Annotated in this window: 16 protein-coding genes and 1 pseudogene; all 17 read right to left on the minus strand. The window is 42.6% G+C overall.

The features are described 5' to 3' along the window. Positions 1 to 26: 26 nt before the first annotated feature. Entirely contained in the window at positions 27 to 656 is a 630-nt protein-coding gene (locus FZ954_RS03290; protein WP_148877053.1) for an ABC transporter ATP-binding protein, read from the minus strand. A 1-nt stretch (position 657) separates the two neighbouring features. Then, a pseudogene (locus FZ954_RS12060) lies at positions 658 to 2,667 on the minus strand (DUF1430 domain-containing protein). A gap of 159 nt (positions 2,668 to 2,826) precedes the next feature. Then, positions 2,827 to 3,816, minus strand: a complete 990-nt coding sequence (locus FZ954_RS03300) for a lipoate--protein ligase (protein ID WP_148877056.1) — start codon at positions 3,814 to 3,816, stop codon at positions 2,827 to 2,829. 58 nt (positions 3,817 to 3,874) lie between these two features. Further along, entirely contained in the window at positions 3,875 to 5,578 is a 1,704-nt protein-coding gene (gene lpdA / locus FZ954_RS03305) for a dihydrolipoyl dehydrogenase (protein ID WP_148877059.1), read from the minus strand. Between the two features lie 46 nt (positions 5,579 to 5,624). Beyond that, positions 5,625 to 6,668, minus strand: coding sequence for a dihydrolipoamide acetyltransferase (locus FZ954_RS03310; protein ID WP_148877062.1), 1,044 nt, complete (start codon positions 6,666 to 6,668; stop codon positions 5,625 to 5,627). 337 nt (positions 6,669 to 7,005) lie between these two features. Beyond that, entirely contained in the window at positions 7,006 to 7,998 is a 993-nt protein-coding gene (locus FZ954_RS03315) for an alpha-ketoacid dehydrogenase subunit beta (protein WP_148877065.1), read from the minus strand. Between the two features lie 19 nt (positions 7,999 to 8,017). Further along, positions 8,018 to 8,986, minus strand: a complete 969-nt coding sequence (locus FZ954_RS03320) for a thiamine pyrophosphate-dependent dehydrogenase E1 component subunit alpha (RefSeq protein WP_148877068.1) — start codon at positions 8,984 to 8,986, stop codon at positions 8,018 to 8,020. Positions 8,987 to 9,377: 391 nt separating this feature from the next. After that, positions 9,378 to 10,544, minus strand: coding sequence for an acetyl-CoA carboxylase biotin carboxylase subunit family protein (locus tag FZ954_RS03325; RefSeq protein WP_148877071.1), 1,167 nt, complete (start codon positions 10,542 to 10,544; stop codon positions 9,378 to 9,380). A 27-nt stretch (positions 10,545 to 10,571) separates the two neighbouring features. Beyond that, positions 10,572 to 11,312 carry an esterase family protein gene (locus tag FZ954_RS03330; RefSeq protein WP_005591929.1) on the minus strand — a complete coding sequence of 247 codons (741 nt, stop codon included), beginning with the start codon at positions 11,310 to 11,312 and terminating at the stop codon, positions 10,572 to 10,574. A gap of 26 nt (positions 11,313 to 11,338) precedes the next feature. Further along, positions 11,339 to 12,163, minus strand: a complete 825-nt coding sequence (locus FZ954_RS03335) for an alpha/beta hydrolase (protein ID WP_148877074.1) — start codon at positions 12,161 to 12,163, stop codon at positions 11,339 to 11,341. Between the two features lie 115 nt (positions 12,164 to 12,278). Further along, positions 12,279 to 13,613: a methylenetetrahydrofolate--tRNA-(uracil(54)-C(5))-methyltransferase (FADH(2)-oxidizing) TrmFO gene (gene trmFO, locus FZ954_RS03340; RefSeq protein ID WP_148877076.1), complete on the minus strand. Its 1,335-nt coding sequence runs from the start codon at positions 13,611 to 13,613 to the stop codon at positions 12,279 to 12,281. A gap of 93 nt (positions 13,614 to 13,706) precedes the next feature. Beyond that, entirely contained in the window at positions 13,707 to 14,201 is a 495-nt protein-coding gene (locus tag FZ954_RS03345; RefSeq protein WP_148877080.1) for a phosphoribosylanthranilate isomerase, read from the minus strand. Positions 14,202 to 14,239: 38 nt separating this feature from the next. Continuing rightward, positions 14,240 to 16,333: a type I DNA topoisomerase gene (gene topA, locus FZ954_RS03350; protein WP_148877083.1), complete on the minus strand. Its 2,094-nt coding sequence runs from the start codon at positions 16,331 to 16,333 to the stop codon at positions 14,240 to 14,242. An 84-nt stretch (positions 16,334 to 16,417) separates the two neighbouring features. After that, complete coding sequence (gene dprA / locus FZ954_RS03355; protein WP_148877085.1) at positions 16,418 to 17,260, minus strand: DNA-processing protein DprA; 843 nt, start codon at positions 17,258 to 17,260, stop codon at positions 16,418 to 16,420. Between the two features lie 104 nt (positions 17,261 to 17,364). Further along, on the minus strand, positions 17,365 to 17,928 hold the full coding sequence (locus tag FZ954_RS03360; RefSeq protein WP_148877088.1) for a sugar O-acetyltransferase: 564 nt from the start codon (positions 17,926 to 17,928) through the stop codon (positions 17,365 to 17,367). A gap of 29 nt (positions 17,929 to 17,957) precedes the next feature. Further along, a complete protein-coding gene (locus FZ954_RS03365) occupies positions 17,958 to 18,725 on the minus strand; it encodes a ribonuclease HII (RefSeq protein WP_148877091.1) in 768 nt (255 codons plus the stop codon). After that, on the minus strand, positions 18,712 to 19,563 hold the full coding sequence (gene ylqF, locus FZ954_RS03370; protein ID WP_045497395.1) for a ribosome biogenesis GTPase YlqF: 852 nt from the start codon (positions 19,561 to 19,563) through the stop codon (positions 18,712 to 18,714). Before ylqF ends, FZ954_RS03365 begins: the two co-directional genes overlap by 14 nt. Positions 19,564 to 19,611: the final 48 nt, after the last annotated feature.

Below are 19,611 nucleotides of genomic sequence, written 5' to 3' on the forward strand. Positions count from 1 at the left end.
TTGTTCATAGAGCATTTTTACTTAACTTAAATAGTATTTAACCGCATCACTTCATCGGCCTTTTCCCAAATCGTTGGGTTATGCGTTGCAATAATCATAAAACGGTCGGGCTTTTTCAATGATAACAGTAAGTTCATAATTTCTTCCGAAGTTTCTGGATCGAGTGCTGCAGTCAATTCATCTGCCAAAATCAAGGGAGGGTCCTTGAGGATAACTTTGGCCAAGGCGACACGTTGCGCTTCTCCGCCTGATAATTCATAGATTTTTTGATCGAGTGCAAGATAATCCAATCCGACCTTTTCTAAGACTTCTTCTCGCTGCTTCTTCTCTTGTTTGGTCCATTTTTGACCGATCAATCCAAGTTCTAAATTGGCAGCTACGGTCTCGTTTTCAAGAAGACCAAAATTTTGAAAGAGATAGCCTAATTCATTTTTGAAAAAGTGATGAGATTTGATTTGCTTAAGCTCCTGCCCTCGATAGCTGATGCTTCCCTTATCATAAGGTTCTAGCTTAGCCAGAATATTGAGTAGGGTTGTTTTGCCGCAACCGCTATTTCCGATTAGGGCATAGACCTTCCCTGCTGCAAATTGCAGATTGATATCCTGAAAGACAGTCCGTTCTCCAAATGATTTTGTCAGGTGTTCTATTTTGATCATATTAGGCTCCTTTCAGAATAATGGGCAAGAAATGCTCTTCTTTATGCGACCTGTAAAGGAGAATCAGCCATGCATTGGTCGCAAATAATAAGAGCGCGACAAGAGCGATCCACCATTCCTGTGTGAGAAAGAAAATCAGGACACTACCTAATAGCAGCATGACAATCTCTGATATGAGCATGCTTCGGTGAATTTTCAAAAAGTCCATACCCGCAATCTTCTTCAGGAATATCGGTCTTCTAAACTCTTCAAAATAGAGGAAATTCATGGTGTTAAAGAGTAGAATGGAGGTCGCCATTCCGAAGATACCGCCAGCAATGGCCATGAGGTTCTCTAATTGAATGGATTGCATCATCTGCTGATAGACAGCTGCTGCATAGTCGTATTGACTCACATTTTTTTCGAGCCCATGCTCAGCTACTAGCTTCTTGCTTTTTTCGAGTCCATCAAAATACAGATAAGAATTGAGTTGAGGGAAATAAGGATTGTCGTAGCCACCAAAGCTTTTAGGTCGAACAACAACCAAAATCGGATCGGTCAAGAATTGCTGATAGTTCATAGGTGTATTGTTATAAATAAAGCGTTTTTGGTTGTTAGGAAGATAGATCACCCGTGCTTTCATGGGCAACTGGCTCTTTCCTTGATCATCTCTAGGAGTCAGATAATCTTCATAGCGTTTTTCCAACTCCTCTTCTTGACCTTTCAACTTTTCAGGGAGCAAGAGTCCAAATTCTCCAGCTTGCAAGTGATTCAAGCGCTCTTTTTCCTCAGGGGAAACTGAGATCCTTTGGATATCGAGATAATTTGGAGTGACATACAGAGTATTGGCAAGAGGATCGTAATCTGTGATTGAAAGATTTCTCCCTGTTCTAGGATCGTTCATGAAGCCTTTTGAATTAAAAGATACGAGCTGATGATAGACCAAGAGACCACCTTTTTCGATGCCGGACTCGATCAACTTAGACTATTTTGCTCTGTTCTCAATTTGCGTCTCTTTGTTTGTATTCTGTGAAAAATCCTCCCGATTTACACCAATTTGAACCCAATTCGTCTCTTTAGACCAAGCCACTTTCCCCTCTTGGTAAGTCTGCCAGACAGAACCATAGATACTGACCCGATGGATAGCAAGGCCAATGAGAGCAACAGCGAGAAATTGACAGGTAAAGAGAAAAACTAAAATCCTTTTTACTGGAATTTTCCCTTTTAAAAGGCTAACCAAGTGCACCGTCTGGATGCTGAATGCAAATATAAAGGACAGGAGAGCAGATACGATGAGCAAGAGCGTATTATAAATGATACTACTTGAAATAATGAAGGAATAGGCAAAAGGGGTTAATTGTAAGCAATAAATCAAAATGGATCCTAAGGCACTGGCTCCAATACATCCTAAAAGCAGCTCTCTGCTGTCTTCCATGAGAGAACGTCCAAAGAGTTGGTACCGTCTCATCCCTGCAATATAACGAATCCCTGCACTCCTCAATTCAAGTGTTTTTTGAATAATGGCCAATGCACTAAAGCTAAGAATAAAAATAACCAAGGCTAAGGATTGGGAACCGGAACCAAAAAATGCCATAAAATTCTGCAAGAGATTAGGCTTATTCATGAAAGTCTTTGAGAAACCAAGTTCGTGTAGTTTTTGATCCAACTTTTCGAGTGGTAACTTCCCTGATAGGATATAGTAATTGGTAAGTAAACTCTCCTTTGAAGCGAGTTCTTTCTCTGCTTTTTTGATGCCCTTTGGAAGCTCTCCCTCTCCGTAGATATCATAGGAGAACTTGACCTGACCTTGCGAATCCGTTTGTTGAATCTGGCGAGCAATTACACTATTGCTTTCCCTTGCTAACTGATCTAAGTTGGCCGAAAGCTCCTCATAGGTGACAGTTCTTTCTTGCTTAAGAACTCCTACCACAGGGAGACTTCGGTGGATGACCGTATTTGGTGAAATAAAGGCAATCCAAAGAAGAAAGCTGGTGACACAAAGATTAGAAAAGATAATAAAGACTCGTTTCATAAGATCACACTTTCTAAAGAGAGATTGAAGAGAGATACTTCAAGCTTTTCAAATGACTTTATCCATCTATATAATACCATAAAAGCAATATATTAGAAACTATTTATAGGTAAAACTGAGTTCAAAAAAGAGATCCGCAAAAGCGAATCTCTCATGTCTTTATCCCACTACTGCTTCAGCGATTTCTTCACGGCTAATGCCAGCAAAGTAGCGTGTAATATCAATAGTTTCTAGCGCCTTAAGGACATCTTCACGTTCGTATTTCACTCCACGAAGAACATCTTCTACCGCTGCAACATCTTCGATACCAAAGAAGTCACCGTAAATCTTAATGTCTTGAATTTTTGATTCAATGACATTGGCAAAAACTTCAACCTTACCACTAGTGAATTTTGTTCCTCGACGAACGTTAAATTCAGGTGATTTGCCGTAGTTCCAGTCCCACGTACCAAATTTAGTATCCTTGATGCGATTGATTTCGGTCAATTCTTCTTCTGAAAAGACGTATTCAGCCATTTCTGGATACTCTTTTTTCATGTATTCCAGTAGTAAATCACGGAATTCTTCAACAGTGATTTTTTCTGGTAATTCATTGATAATATTGGTGACACGAGCACGGACGGATTTTACGCCTTTTGATTCAAACTTATCCTTTGAAACCTTGAGTGCGTTAGCAAGGACTGACAAATCAACGTCAAAGAGCAAGCAACCGTGGTGCATGATACGGCCGTTGATATAAGCTTGGGCATTTCCACAGAATTTCTTGCCATCAATCTCAAGGTCGTTACGGCCTGTGAACTCAGCTTTCACACCGAGTTGAGCCAAGGTATTGATTACTGGAGTTGAGAAGCTCTTGAAGTCAAAGGCCTTGTTTTCATCTTCTTTTGAGATGATCGTGTAGTTGAGGTTGTTTAAATCGTGGTAAACAGCTCCACCACCACTGATACGGCGAACTACTTCAATACCATGTTCTCGGACATAGTCGCGATTAATTTCCTCAATAGTATTTTGATGACGCCCGACAATGATAGATGGTTTATTGATCCAAAGTAGGAAGATTTGGTCCTCATCCAAAAGGTGTTTAAAGGCATATTCTTCCAAGGCGATATTAAATGCAGTGTCGTTTGAATGATTGATAATATATTTCATGATATCCCTTTATACGATAGAGACTGGAAATAATCTTCCAGTCTAGTCTATATTCGTTTTATTTTTTCTTAGGTGAATGGATGGCCATTCCTAAAACATCTGCAAATGCTTCGTACATCACTTCAGAGTAGGTTGGGTGTCCGTGGATGGTCTTGAGCATTTCTTCAACAGTAATTTCCATTTCGATAATGCTTGATGCCTCGTTGATCAATTCTGCAGCTGAAGGACCAATGATGTGCACCCCAAGGATTTCTCCGTATTTCTTATCAGCGATGACTTTTACAAAACCTTGAGCAGCATCAGATGCAATGGCACGACCGTTAGCTGCAAAATTGAATTTACCAATGGCTACATCGTATTTTTCACGAGCTTGTTCTTCTGTGAGACCTACTGCTGCTACTTCAGGAAGAGTGTAGATAGCTGCTGGAGTCAAGTTCAATTTGGCAACAGCATGATTTCCTTTGAGGGCATTTTCAGCTGCAACTTCACCCATACGGAAGGCTGCGTGGGCTAACATCTTGGTACCGTTGATATCACCTGGTGCGTAGATGCCTGGAACAGAAGTTTCCATGTATTCGTTGACCTTGATACGTCCACGATCCAATTCAAACTCAACATCGCCAATTCCTTCAAGATCTGGAACACGACCGATTGAAAGAAGAGCTTTGCTTGCGATGATATCGTCTTTTCCTTCAACCTTGATACGAAGTTGACCATTTTCTTCGATGATTTCTTGCAGTTTAGTACCTGTCAAGATGGTCATTCCTTTACGCTCAAGAATCAAGCGAAGATTCTTGGAAACTTCAGCATCCATAGCTGGTACAATACGATCCATCATTTCGATAACAGTCACTTTTGAACCAAATGTCATGAAGGCTTGACCGAGTTCGATACCGACAACGCCACCACCAATGATTACGAGGCTTTCTGGAACTTCGTTCATTTCAAGAATGTCATCACTGGTCATCACAAGTGGAGATTCCATGCCAGGAACGTTGATCTTGCTGACTTTTGAACCACCAGCAAGGATAATTTTCTTAGTTTCAAGCAATTCTGAACCATTAACCAAGACATTCTTGTCTTTAGTGATTGTACCAATTCCCTTATGAACAGCAACTCCGTAGCTACGAAGGAGACCAGCAACACCACCTACCAAGGTATTGACAACCTTAGACTTGGTTTCAAGGAGTTTATCCATATCAACGGTGAAGTTAGGATTTTCGATCACGATACCACGGTTTGCTGCATGACCGATGTTTTCGATGATTTCAGCGTTGTGAAGGTAGGTCTTAGTTGGGATACAGCCACGGTTCAAGCACGTTCCACCGAGTTCAGATTTCTCAACAAGGGCAACCTTACCACCGAGTTGGGCAGCTTTAATGGCTGCTACATATCCAGCAGGACCTCCACCAATCACAACGATATCAAAGGCATCATCGCTCTTGCCGTCATCGTTTGAGGCACTAACTGCAGGCGCTGGGCTAGCTTCTGGAGCAGCCGCTCCAGCTGTTGGGATGTTCTCCCCTTCTTCACCAAGGTAGCCAATGACTTCCGTTACAGGGACAGTTTCACCATCTCCTTTGAGGATGGCAATCAAGTATCCATCTTCTTCGGCTTCCAATTCCATGCTGACTTTGTCGGTCATGATTTCCAAAAGGATTTCTCCTTCTTTTACAAATTCTCCGACTTTTTTATTCCATTGGACGATTTGTCCTTCTGTCATATCCACGCCGGCTTTTGGCATAATTACTTCTAAGGCCATGTCTTACTTCCTTTATCTATATCTCTAAAAATAAATACTGTATTTTTTAAACCAACATTGAGATTGGGTTCTCAATCAAGGCTTTCAAGTCTTTCATAAACTTAGCACCAGCCATCCCATCTACGACACGGTGGTCAATGGTTAATCCTAAACTCATGATTGGACGAATCACAATCTCGCCATTTACAGCTACAGGTTTCTCAACTGTTGAGCTAACCCCGAGGATTGCTGAGTTAGGTTGGTTAATGATAGGACCGAAGGACTGAACACCAAACATTCCCAAGTTACTGATTGTGAAGGTTGAATTTTGCAGTTCACTTGGAGCCAATTTGCCATCCAAGGTACGGCCAATCACATCCTTAAAGGCTACAACTAACTCTGACAAGCTCATTTTTTCAGCATTGTAAACAACAGGTGTCATCAAGCCATTATCCATTCCCACAGCCATAGCAAGGTTGACATAGTTGTGAGTGATAATGGTCTTGCCGTCTTCGGTCAACGAAGCGTTGATGTAAGGGTGTTTCATCAATGTTCTCACAACAGCGAGAGAAAGCAAGTCTGTAACCGTAATTTTCTTGCCAGTTGCTTCCATGATTGGCTCAAGAACTTTCTTACGAAGAGCCAGCATCTCAGACATATCGACATCGTAGTTGAGCGTGAAGGTTGGCGCAGTTAGGTAGGATTCAACCATACGTTGGGCGATAACCTTACGCATTGGTGTCATTGGAATACGCTCAATTTCACCATAAGGAGTGATATTGTCTGGAACTTCTTCCACTTTTTCGATTTGAGCAGGAGACTTGATGGTGTCGTTTTCGATATTTTCAGGAAGGAAGGCCAAAACATCCTTCTTCATAATCTTACCACGATGACCTGTTCCTTGGATTTCCTGCCAAGCAATATTATGTTCGAGGGCAATTCGTTTTGCAAGTGGCGAAATGCGAACCACATTTGTGTCTTTATAAGTTTCCACGTCTTCTTTGTGGACACGACCGTTTGCACCTGAGCCAGAAACGTCGTAGAGGTTGATCCCTAGATCATCCGCTAACTTTCTAGCCGCAGGAGTCGCTCTTAGCTTGTCATCAGCCATGACCTCTCCAATTCTATACTAAGATATTAAGGACGAAGAGGGCAAGGAAAAAATAGGAGATTGACGATGTGTTCGATGAACACAAGGAAATCTATCTTTTTTTCGCAGACCTCCGTCCAAATTCAATTACATGATACAAAGGGCGTTAAAAGCGATTGAAAAATAGGAAATCGACACTGGCTTCGATGAAACCAAGGTAAATTATCTTTTTTCTGAGCTCTTAGCCCACACTAAATATAAATATTAAAAGTACTTATTAGGACCTCTACACAAGATTAGATTACATAAAATAATCTATGTAATCTAATCTATGAGAAAGCCTTTTCTTTATTATACCTTATTCTTTATGATATGTCTTCCGAATAGCGTCTTTGATGCTTTCAACAGTCGGAATCATTGCATTTTCCAAGTTTTGTGCATATGGCATTGGTACATCTTCTCCAGCACAACGGCGGATTGGTGCGTCTAGATAATCAAATGCTTCTGATTCAGAAATAATCGCTGAAATCTCTCCGATATAACCACTTGTTTTGTGGGCATCGTTGACAAGCACCACCTTACCAGTCTTCTTCACTGAATTAATGATGATATCTTTATCAAGAGGAACAAGCGTACGTGGGTCCACAATTTCAACTGAAATTCCTTCTTCAGCTAATTCTTCAGCAGCTTGAACCACACGACGCAGCATTTTTCCGTAAGTAACGACTGTTACATCCGTTCCTTCACGTTTGATTTCACCAACCCCAAGCGGAATAACATACTCAGGATCGACTGGTACTTCACCTTTTTGGTTAAATTCAGACTTATATTCCAGGATAATAACTGGGTTATTGTCTCGGATGGAAGCTTTGAGGAGGCCTTTCATATCGGCAGGCGTGCCCGGAGCTACCACCTTAAGCCCTGGAATATGCGTAAACCAAGACTCTAGAGATTGTGAGTGCTGAGCTGCAGAACCTACTCCATTACCAGCCGCACATCGAATGGTCATCGGAACTTGCCCTTTACCACCAAACATATAACGTGTTTTAGCCGCTTGGTTGACGATATTATCCATAGCAATTACAGCGAAGTCCATGAAGGTCATATCAACAATCGGGCGAAGTCCTGTCATGGCTGCTCCTGCTGCTGCTCCAGAAATCGCTGCTTCTGAAATCGGACAGTCGCGTACACGCTCAGGTCCAAATTCTTCCAGCATACCAACAGATGTTCCGAAATCTCCACCAAAGACTCCGACATCCTCTCCCATCAAGAGTACATTTTCATCGCGACGCATTTCCTCAGACATAGCGAGGATAATGGTGTCACGAAATGACATAGTTTTAGTTTCCATTTTCTTTTTTCTCCTCTCTTTAGTCTGCGTAAATATCTTCAAATGCGGATTCAAGTGGTGGGAATGGGCTCTCTTCTGCAAACTTGACAGATGCTTCTACTGCTTCTTTGACACTAGCTTGGATAGCTTCTAGCTCCTCCTCGCTTGCAATCTTGTTTTCCAGCAAGTAGTTTCGAAGATTTTCAATTGGATCTTTTTTCTTCCATTCGTCTACTTCTTCACGAGTACGGTATTTACCCGGATCAGAAGACGAGTGGCCAAGCCAGCGATAGGTTACACTTTCGATCAAGACTGGTCCTTTACCACTACGAACATGCTCGACAGCCTTTTGGAAGCCTTCATAGACATCCAGAACATTATTTCCATCTTCGATGAACATGCCTGGGATTCCATATGCTGCGCTGCGCTCGTGGATGTGTTCCACATTGGTCATTTTCTTGATATCCGCAGAGATTCCATAACCATTGTTAATGCAGTAGAAAATAACTGGAAGGTTCCAGATAGAAGCCATGTTCACTGCTTCGTGGAAAACGCCTTCGTTGGTCGCACCGTCACCAAAGAAGCAGACGACAATCTTGCCAGTCTTCTGCATTTGCTGAGTAAGAGCCGCACCAACAGCGATTCCCATACCGCCACCTACGATACCATTAGCACCAAGGTTCCCAGCATCCAGATCGGCAATATGCATAGAGCCGCCTTTCCCTTTACAAGTACCATTGTACTTACCAAGGATCTCGGCCATCATACCATTTAGGTCAATGCCTTTGGCAATGGCTTGACCATGTCCACGGTGATTAGAAGTGATTAAATCATCCGGATTCAAAGCTAACATTGCACCAACGTTGGCCGCTTCCTCACCCACTGAAAAGTGAGTCATGCCTGGAACTTTCCCTTTTTTTACAAGTTGTGCAATTTTTAAGTCCATACGACGGATTTCTTCCATCTTACGAAACATCTCTAATAAGAGAGATTTATCTAAAGTTGCCATTTCTTTGCCTTTCTAAAACCCCATTCAATCGTACGTACGGGCAGCTGCAACTGTTTAAGTTGAACTAGGACACATGAATATTCCAAGCGCTCTAGCTGTCCTATCATTCCGAATGATACAGGGTATAAGCATTATTTATTTCCCTTCTATTCTAACGAATATTGTAAGCACTGTCAAAGTTTTTGCTCAAATTTTTTCACAAAGAAAAATCAGCATATCGCATGGATAGGCTGATTGATAAAACAAAAATAAATATTTCACAAACTATCATTCTTAGATTTTTTGAATGGTTCAATAGATTCAAAACTAGATTTTCATTCTATTTCCGCAACACTATTATATATGCTGAGTGGATGTTCACCGCTGTAAGGAAACTATTTACTATAAAAGATCATTCTGCTTTCTTTCCAAAGTCCGCAATCATCTCTTCCATCTGTTCCCGACTTGGAGTGGTCAGTATGTAGAGGTAGTCTCCTTGCAACTCAGCAAAGGCCGCTGGCATATCTTTTTTGACTTTAAAGTTATCCCGATACTTCTCTAACAACTCCGCCTCTGAATAGGCATAATGTGAGCTTGCGCGACGGGACGTTGCCAAGCAGAATAACGGCTCCATGTCTGATTCAGGGAAAGGCTCACCCGAAACAATATTCGCGTATCCACGATAGAGATCAATCGAATGAGCATAATTATAAACATCGATGGTGAAACCACCTGCTGGACGATTATTGTATTCGATAGCTATGTAATCATCGTCTTTGCGGAAAAATTCGATATGGAAAAAGCGCTCTTTCATGCCAAATGCTTGGACGATGGCCTCGCCATAAGCACGAAGTTTTGGATCCATCTCCTTGAGGACATAGTAAGAATTATCCATTTTATAAAGCATGAGGTCTAGCGGTGTGTAGGCGTAGTCAAAAGTGGTTGAAAAGACTATATTTCCTTCGGAATCAATCAGACCATCAAACGTACATATCTCGCTAGAAGTTACAAATTTTTCAAAGAAATAGATAATCTCCTGATCCCATTCTTCTTTAAAATGCTCGACATCCGCAGCTGTCTCAATCTTAAACGTGGCTGCTGCTCCCACTCCATTATCTGGCTTGGCAATCAGAGGCAGACCGATTTTTTTGACAGCCTGATCCACATCCGATAGTTTTTTGACAACCTGACCTGGAACGACTGGCACACCAGCTTTCTTGAAGAGCTTCTTCATTTCAGACTTAAATTTGGTCTTTTTCAGGTCATTTGGCTTGGCTCCAAAAACGTTAAATTGTTCCCGCAACTGGGCATCTTGCTCCAGCCAGTATTCATTATGGGATTCAATGCGGTCAATCGGTCCATGTTTGTAGAAAAGGAAAGCTACCGCACGTTTAACTTCATCCAGATTTTCCAAATTGTCGACACGAAAATACTCAGTCAAGGCATGCTGAAGACCTAGGCCTAACTGCTCATAAGGCTCCTGTCCGATACCAAGCACTGTAATACCTTTGTTAGCCAGCTCAATCGTAAACTGCTGGAAATTTTCTGGATAATAAGGTGAAATAACAATATAATTCATAGTAAGACTTCCTTTCTACTTAACATTTTAGAGATTTAACTGGCTCAAGAAATAAGGCATCTGCTTGCGCCACCAAATCCAATCATGAGACACATCGTGACCCCATTCAGCAAACCAAGCTGGAATATTTTTGTGCTCGCAGGCTTCTTTCAGTGTGTAAAATGAAGGAAGGCCATCCTGCTCCCAGTCGCCCAAACCGGTACAAACAATAATATCAGCCTGTCGATAGCGGTCAATAAACCAACCATCATTTTGATTCCAGATATAGTCAGCTGGTGAGTTTTGATAAATGACTTCGTCGTTCAAATTGTCACCAACAAAGAAACGTGCATCATAGACACCACTGAGGGCGATTACTTTATTGAAAACATCTGGATGTTGGAGGAAGAAATTGACTGCATGATAAGCGCCCATAGAGCAGCCTGTCGTCATCATTGGATCAAACCAGCCTGTCTTGTGTTTGATAAAAGGAATCGCCTCTTCAATAACATAACGCTCATAAGCACGGTGCATTTCAGCGCGGTCATGGGGATGTTTCCAGTCCGCCAGCCAGCTTTCGCTATCTACGCTGCTCAAGGTAAAAAATTGCACCTTCCCTGTCTCGATGAACCAAGAGCAGGCCTCAATCATGCCAAAATCAGCATATTCATTGTGAGAACCGCCTGACGAGGCAAATACTACCACTGGAATACCAGCATGACCGTAACGATTGACATACATTTCACGGTTCAAATGACCGCTCCAATGACTTAAAAATTCTACATGCATTTGTTTTCTCCTTTTAGCTTCTTTTTCTACCACTTTTCACTGATAAAGCGGAAACAGTCAGGTAGATTTTCCGCCCAATCCACTTCATTGTGAATCGCTCCAGATTGGATTTTGATGTGCAGATTGTCCAGCTCCACACCAGCAGCGATCAGCTGGCGGTAATAACTGAGCGAAGAATCAATATAGGCTTGCTTGATATTGCCTGCCATGAGAGTCTTATCTGTATCATCAGCTTCCTCTGTTCCAACATAGATGAAAACTCGCTGGTCTGGATGTAACTTCTGACGCTCTATGTAGCGGTCAAAAGCTTCTTGGTGGAGCCAGTTGGCCGATGAAAAAACACCTAGACAGCCGACCTGATCTTGATATTCAATGCCGATAAATTGGGTAATATTACCCCCCAATGAAGAACCAATCATAGCTGTATGCTGGCGGTCAGGCTTAGTACGATAGTTTTCGTCAATAAAAGGTTTGACGACGTCCATGACAAACTCTGCGTACTCTGTGCCCTTGCCGCCAAACTGGACACCAGGAATATTAGACTCCTGAAACTTCCAAGCGGAATACTCATCCATCCGTCGCGGTCCATCATTGTCAATAGCCACAACTATCATTTTTTCAATATCGGGATTACGCTTGATTGTCGGAATCACTTTCCAAGAATGCCCACTGAAAGACTCCTTGCTATAGAGGACATTTTGTCCATCGTGAAAATAGACGACAGGATAGGTCTTTTTAGTATCTTGTTCATAATTTTTAGGGAGCAGCACTCGCACGCGCCGCTTTTGTTTGGTGTAAGGAACCACCAACTCATGAGTTTTCATATCAAGATAGAAATAGGATTTATTCATTTTCAGAAAACTTTCTATTTTCAAAATTTTTATTTATTATATCACAAATTAAGCAAAAAAGTTAGGAATTTCCTAACTTTTTAATGATTTTTATTAGATAATGATAGAAAATAGATTATTTATCCAAATAAGGCTGTAAATCCTGCAAAGCACGCTCAGCAATCTTCTCATAACGCTCTTTCTTATCACGAATCCGAGGGCCATCTAGCTCTTTGATAATACCGAAATTGACATTCATCGGTTGGAAGTGCTTGCTATCAGCATGAGTGATATAATGCGGCAGACTGCCGATTGCTGTTGTTTCTGGAAAAACAAGTGCTTCTTCTCCCTTGAAGAGTCGAGCTGCATTGATACCAGCAACTAGACCAGAAGCTGCTGATTCGACATAGCCTTCAACGCCTGTCATTTGACCAGCAAAGAAAAGATTGGGCTGTTTCTTAGAGCGGAAAGTCTGCTCTAGCAGATTTGGAGAGTCCATATAAGAGTTGCGATGCATGACACCGTAGCGGACAAATTCTGCATTTTCAAGGCCAGGAATCATTTGAAAGACCCGCTTTTGCTCGCCCCATTTGAGATGAGTTTGGAAACCGACAATATTGTAAAGACTGCCCGCTGCATTGTCCTGACGAAGCTGCACCACAGCGTATGGAGTCTTATATTCACCATCCCGAGGACCTTGGTAATCATCTGGGTATTCCAAGCCAACCGGCTTCATCGGTCCATAAAGCATGGTTTTAATGCCTCGCTTAGCCATAACTTCAATAGGCATGCAGCCTTCAAAGTATTTTTCCTTCTCAAAGGAATTAAGCGGTGCTTCCTCCGCATTGACCAAAGCCTCATGGAAATCCATAAATTCTTGCTTGGTCATAGGAGCGTTGAGATAGGCCGCTTCGCCCTTGTCATAGCGGGATTTGAGATAGACCTTGGTCATATCGATGGTATTGACATCGATGATTGGCGCTGCCGCATCGTAGAAATAAAAGCCGTTGCCACCGTTGAGCGCGTGGATTTTTTCTGCCAAAGCATCGCTAGTCAGCGGACCTGTCGCAATGACTGTAATGGCATCTTCTGGAATTTCGGTGATTTCTTCACGAATGACTTCAATCAGTGGATGATTGGATACTAGCTCAGTCACCATCTGAGAAAAGCCTTCTCTATCAACCGCTAGAGCGCCACCAGCCGGCACTCGAGTCGCTTCTGCTGACTTTAAGATGACTGAGTCCAACCGCCGCATTTCTTCCTTGAGCAGGCCAACTGCATTGGTCAAGGCATCTCCTCTTAGAGAGTTAGAGCAGACCAATTCTGCAAAGTCCGAAGTTTTGTGTTGAGGCGTCGACTTGACACCTCGCATTTCATAAAGTTTGACGGGAATTCCACGCTTAGCAATCTGATAAGCCGCTTCACTACCAGCAAGACCAGCTCCGATAACATTAATATAGAATGATGACATGATACTCTCCCTTGGATATTTCTAGATTTTCACTCTGACCATTATAACAAAAAGACAGTAAAAAAGACAGACAGGAGAATTCCTGAATGTCTCTCATTCTATCGTTTTTTCCAAATAAGCAATCTTAGCAAAATCCTTATGATTGTTATTTTCATTTCGGTAAGAATCTTGTGAAGAAGCTCGGTAGATAGCTAAAAATTGCTCTGCAGTTGGCAGCAAAAACTTGACACCTTCATCTTCTTTTCGAGTCAGCTTCTCTAACGGCACACCTGAAAATGCCTCTAAGGTTTCCATGACCCCAAATTCAATAGACAAATCTTCTTTTTGAAATTCATGCTCGTGCAAATCGACTAAACGATAGCCCAAGCGGTCCATCATTGGTTCAATCTTATCCATATCGTAAATACGCTCTTCATCTGGCGCTTCCCAGCCACGCTCATCACCATGAACATGAATGTCGATATCACGCGCCTGCCAGTCCTGACCAGTAACCTGCTCCAGACCTAGAGAACCCATCAGCAGTGGAACGATTCCCATCTTGTTCAGTTGAGACGCGATTTTTAGAAATTCTGCAAATTTATCTGTCATAAAGGTACCTACCTTTTATAAAAAATTTACTGAACTAACTATTTCACTTTTTCTTCTTGATAATCTCCATTGCTGCAGACCACCTGCTTACCGCCACCACGTACTTTCTTTTCAACTAGATAGTGGCCGCATTTTGGACAGTTACGTCCGACCGGCTTGTCCCAAGATGTGAAATCACAGTCTGGATAACGATCACAGCCATAGAAAATGCGATTTCGCTTAGTCTTACGCTCGATAACTTGACCTTTTTGGCACTGTGGGCAAGTCACGCCGATTTCCTTGACAATAGCTTGGGTATGACGACAGTCTGGGAAATTGCTGCAGGCATAGAACTTGCCAAATCGACCCAACTTGATGACCATGGGACTGCCACAGACCTCACAATCAAAACCGGCTGGCTCATCCTTGATTTGGATTTTTTCCATTTCAGACTCAGCTTTAGCGACTTCCTTTTCAAAAGGCTTGTAAAACTCGTCAATGATCTTCTGCCACTGTTCTTTTCCGACTTCTACATCATCCAGTTTTGCTTCCATTTCGGCTGTAAATTTCACATTTACGATGCCTGGGAAGAATTCGACAATTAGCGCATTGACTATTTCACCCAATTCTGTCGGCTCAAAGCGCTTGGAAACCAATTTGACATAATAACGTTTCTGAATGGTCTCAATGGTCGGTGCATAGGTGGATGGACGACCAACACCATTTTCTTCCAAAGTTTTGATGAGAGTCGCTTCAGAATAGCGAGCTGGCGGCTGGGTAAAGTGCTGTTCCGGATTGGTATTGACACGTTTGACGGTATCACCCTTTTCCATGTCCGGCAGCATTTTATTCTTGTCAGAGTCATTATAGATAGCCAGATATCCATCAAACTTAACCTGACTGCCGTTGGCAGCAAATTGGACACCATTTTGCCCCAGCTTAACATTCATTGTATCAAAGACCGCTGCTGTCATTTGGCTGGCTACAAAGCGATTCCAGATTAGCGTATATAGCTTAAGCTGATCCTTATCCAGATATTTTGCAATGCTTTCTGGTGTATTGAAAACACTGGAAGGACGAATGGCCTCGTGGGCATCTTGAGCTCCTGAAGCATTTTTCACCTTACTGCCATGTTTAGAATATTTCGCACCAAATTTATCCGTAATAAAGCTAGCCGCCTCATTCTGCGCTACTGGGCTGATCCGAGTCGAGTCGGTACGCATATACGTAATCAGACCTTGCACGCCAGAGCCGATATTAATACCTTCATAGAGCTGCTGAGCTACCATCATGGTCTTACGAGTCCGGAAATTAATCTTATTAGCGGCATCCTGCTGCATAGAGGAAGTCGTGTAGGGCAGCGGAGCATTGCGTCGACGCTCTTTCTTTTCGACGCTGTCGACAGTAAAGTCATCACCCTTAAGATGAGACAAGACTTCTTTGACATCCTCGTTGTTGGTCAGCTTCATCTTCTTGCCATTCATGCCATAGAAGCTTGCCTGGAACTGACGAGTCCCTTTCTTGAAGGTTCCGTCAATTGTCCAGTATTCTTCTGGTTTGAAGGCATTGATTTCATTTTCCCGATCGATAATCAGCTTGAGAGCAACAGACTGCACCCGACCAGCTGACAGGCCTTTTTTGACTTTCTTCCAAAGAATTGGAGAAATGGAATAACCAACCAAACGGTCCAGGACCCGACGAGCTTGCTGGGCATTTACCAAATCCATATCAATCTGACGCGGCTCTTTAAAAGCGTTCTTGACCGCATCCTTGGTGATTTCATTGAAGACGACGCGGTTTTTCTCTTTCTCATCCAGATTAAGAATGTGGGCCAGATGCCAAGAAATAGCTTCTCCTTCGCGGTCCGGGTCACTTGCCAGAAAGACTTGCTTGGCTTTCTTAGCTTCCTTTTTCAGGTCATTAATCAAAGGACCTTTACCACGAATATTGATGTACTGTGGCTCGTAGTTGTTCTCAAAATCGATGGACATGGTGGACTTTTTCAGGTCACGAATATGCCCTACACTGGCCAGAACCTTATAGTTTCGCCCCAGATATTTTTCTATTGTTTTTGCCTTAGCAGGCGACTCTACGATGACAAGATTTTTCTTGGTCGTAGACTTTTTCTTTGTTTTTGTTACCAAATTAGACACCTTCTATAAGAAATAAATCTCATAGAGTGTAAACTATTTTTTGATAGATGTCAACTCACAACATTCTCTATAGGAAAACTTGTTTTAGAATTGGAACTCAGATAGTACGTCAGAGCCTGATGTGATGCACTTTGCGCCCTCTTGAATCAAATGATGACAACCGTCAGATTTTCCATCCAAAATAGACCCTGGAATAGCAAAAACATCCCGCCCCTCTTCCATTGCCCGCTCACAAGTAATCAGACTGCCTGAGCGCATCTTGGCTTCTGCCACGATAACGCCACGACAAAGGCCAGCTATGATGCGATTTCGCTCTGGAAAATGGAATTTCAAGGGTTGCTCACCTGGCCCATACTCCGTCAGCAATAAATGATTTATGCCAATATAAGCCTGCAGCTTTTGATTGGCCTTGGGATAGAAAACATCTACCCCCGTCCCAATGACAGCAATAGTTTGGCCACCATTTTGCAGGGCAGCCATGTGGGCCACGGTATCAATTCCGCGTGCCAGTCCGCTGACGATAACCAGTTCATTATTCAACTCCTTGATGATTTTCTGCACAGCAGCATTGCCCTGCTTACTGCTGTCTCGACTGCCAACAACCGCTATCTTGGGCATTTCTAGCAAGTTTAGATTTCCTTGATAAAATAGCAAAGTCGGTGCATCGTAAATCTCGCATAGATCCCAAGGATACACATCATCCAAGATTGAAAAGGACGGAAAACGTTCAAATTCTTCTTTCAAGGCTGGTAAATCAAGTCGCTTGTATTTTTCCATAAAGAGTGCGGGATTGCGACACTCAGAGACGACGGCCTTGTCTCGCAAAGATAGCTCTCCCTCTTTATTTTCTGCATATCTCAAGATATTTAAGACCTGTTGATTGGTTAAGCCAGCTTTTTTCATTTTATAAATTTCAAAATTATTCATTTTTATCACCTCACTTTCTTATTCGTAAAAAGTTCAAAAAAAGAACTGCAATACAGTTCCTTGTTTCTTATTCGATTAATGCTTGAGAAAATAGTTGAGTTCTTCTATTCTTCATGAACAGGAATTTCCTTAATAATCTTAGCAGGATTGCCGGCTAAGACTACATTATCGCCGAATGATTTAGTCACCACTGCACCAGCTCCAACTACGACATTATCTCCTAGCGTCACGCCTGGCAGAATCGTTACGCCACCACCAGCCCAGAAATTGTCACCAATCTTAATCGGCGCCCCGTATTCAATACCGGAATTTCTTTCCACTGGGTCAAGCGGATGCAACGGCGTCAGAAACTGGCAATTGGGCCCCAGCATGGCATTCTTTCCAATGGTAATAGGACAGACATCCAGCATGGTCAAATTCCAGTTGGAATAAAAATTCTCCCCCAAGTGAATGTTAACTCCATAATCACAGACCAAATCTGGATGCAACCACAGATTCTCCCCTGTACTGCCAAACCACTCCTTGGCAATAGCACTGCGTTTTTCAACATCTCGTTCTTGGTTAAAACGATACTGAAAATCTCGCGAGCGAGCAGCCAATGCTCTCAATTCAGGATCTTGAGGGCTGTAGTTCTCTCCTGCAATCATTTTTTGGTATTCGCTAGTCACACTTGTCTCCTCATAACGATTAGGATTTCTTATAAATTTATCATAGATTTGATCGGTTCAAAGCTTCTGCGGTGAATTGATGTGACACCATATTTTTCCAGTCCTTCCAGATGTAGCTTGGTGCCATAGCCGGCATTTTGGGCAAAGTCATAGCCCGGATAAATCTGATCAAATTCCGCCATCATCTTGTCCCTCGTCACCTTGGCTACGATAGAAGCTGCAGCGATGGATAGGGAATTCGCATCACCCTTGATAATGGACTGCTGGGGCAAGGGCAAGTCTAACTTCATCGCGTCAATCAAAAGGTAATCCGGCTTTATCTTGAGCTGAGCTACCGCTTCTGTCATAGCTAGCTTGGTCGCTTCATAGATATTGACTCGGTCAATCGTTTGATTGTCCATAATGCCTAAGCCAACAGCTAAAGCCCGATCTAGCACCGCTTGATAAATTTCCTCATGCTTTTTCTTAGGAATCTTTTTACTGTCATTCAGCCCTTTTATTTTGCAGTTAGGAGGCAGAATGACTGCTGCCGCGACTACTGGACCAGCTAAGGGACCTCGTCCGACCTCATCAATGCCAGCAATCGCCTGAAATCCTTGACTATAGAGTTCTTTTTCATAGCGCAGCATGTACTCTAGGCGTAAGTCTTCATCTAGCTCTGCCTGAATTTCTTTTTGGCGCTTGAGTAGTAGTTTTTGAACACCGCTCCGCTCATCCTGCTTTAAAGCTTGAAAAAGCGGATCCTGCAAGTCAGATACTTGAGCCAACTTCTCTTGGATTACCTTAATCGTGGCCATCCAATTCCTCCAATGTATCCAGTGTATAGCGACCTAAGCGACCATCACGCACTTCCTTGACAAAGAGACTGTAAAAACGATCGTAGTCCTCTCTAAAGCCCAATTTCTGGGTCATATCCATAATCATGTCTGGCGCTTCCAGCTCTAAATCCAACTGCTTAAAGCGCTCCTGCAATGCCTTGGGATAATGCTCTTTGAAATAATTGAGTCCGAAAATCGTGACCTCATCCATAGGCAGCAAATTATCCTTGATAGCACCCGTCAAAGCGAGTTTCAAAGCCACCATTTCATCTTCAAATTTTGGCCAAAGAATCCCCGGTGTATCTAGAATTTCCAAATCCTTATTGGACTTGAGCCACTGCTGACCTTTGGTGACCCCTGGTTTATTGCCGACTATCGCGATTTTCTTACCAGCCAGTCGGTTCATAAGCGTTGACTTTCCAGCATTGGGAATCCCAATAATCATGGTCCGCAGAGTCTCGATTTGAATTCCTCTTTCTCGCTGGCGAGCGAGCTTATCAGCCATCAATTTCTTAGCTGCTTCGGTCACTTTTTTGACTGCAGATTGCTCCTTAGAGTTAATGGCCAAGGTTTTGATTCCCTGACTTTCAAAATAGGCCTGCCATTCCTTGGTTAAGTTTGGATCCGCTAAGTCTGCCTTATTTAAAATCAACAACTTAGGCTTATCTCCAACAATTTTGGTCAGCATGGGATTTTGACTGGACAAGGGCAACCTCGCATCCACCAAAATCGTCACAAAATCTACAAATTTAATACTTTCTTGAACCTGTCTCCGAGCCTTGGACATGTGCCCCGGAAACCATTGAATCGTTGCCATTAAAAACCTCTTTCTTACAATATTCTAGTATCTCATTATACCAAAAAA

The sequence above is a fragment of the Streptococcus sp. Marseille-P7375 genome (assembly GCF_902460365.1).
Lineage (GTDB): Bacteria > Bacillota > Bacilli > Lactobacillales > Streptococcaceae > Streptococcus > Streptococcus cristatus_I.

Excerpts from the sequence above, each read along its gene's own strand:
- FZ954_RS03290 (WP_148877053.1), bottom strand. The coding sequence starts at position 656 with ATGATCAAAATAGAACACCTGACAAAATCATTTGGAGAACGGACTGTC.
- FZ954_RS03300 (WP_148877056.1), bottom strand. The coding sequence starts at position 3,816 with ATGAAATATATTATCAATCATTCAAACGACACTGCATTTAATATCGCC.
- lpdA (WP_148877059.1), bottom strand. The coding sequence starts at position 5,578 with ATGGCCTTAGAAGTAATTATGCCAAAAGCCGGCGTGGATATGACAGAA.
- FZ954_RS03310 (WP_148877062.1), bottom strand. The coding sequence starts at position 6,668 with ATGGCTGATGACAAGCTAAGAGCGACTCCTGCGGCTAGAAAGTTAGCG.
- FZ954_RS03315 (WP_148877065.1), bottom strand. The coding sequence starts at position 7,998 with ATGGAAACTAAAACTATGTCATTTCGTGACACCATTATCCTCGCTATG.
- FZ954_RS03320 (WP_148877068.1), bottom strand. The coding sequence starts at position 8,986 with ATGGCAACTTTAGATAAATCTCTCTTATTAGAGATGTTTCGTAAGATG.
- FZ954_RS03325 (WP_148877071.1), bottom strand. The coding sequence starts at position 10,544 with ATGAATTATATTGTTATTTCACCTTATTATCCAGAAAATTTCCAGCAG.
- FZ954_RS03330 (WP_005591929.1), bottom strand. The coding sequence starts at position 11,312 with ATGCATGTAGAATTTTTAAGTCATTGGAGCGGTCATTTGAACCGTGAA.
- FZ954_RS03335 (WP_148877074.1), bottom strand. The coding sequence starts at position 12,163 with ATGAATAAATCCTATTTCTATCTTGATATGAAAACTCATGAGTTGGTG.
- trmFO (WP_148877076.1), bottom strand. The coding sequence starts at position 13,613 with ATGTCATCATTCTATATTAATGTTATCGGAGCTGGTCTTGCTGGTAGT.
- FZ954_RS03345 (WP_148877080.1), bottom strand. The coding sequence starts at position 14,201 with ATGACAGATAAATTTGCAGAATTTCTAAAAATCGCGTCTCAACTGAAC.
- dprA (WP_148877085.1), bottom strand. The coding sequence starts at position 17,260 with ATGAATAATTTTGAAATTTATAAAATGAAAAAAGCTGGCTTAACCAAT.
- FZ954_RS03365 (WP_148877091.1), bottom strand. The coding sequence starts at position 18,725 with ATGGCCACGATTAAGGTAATCCAAGAGAAGTTGGCTCAAGTATCTGAC.
- ylqF (WP_045497395.1), bottom strand. The coding sequence starts at position 19,563 with ATGGCAACGATTCAATGGTTTCCGGGGCACATGTCCAAGGCTCGGAGA.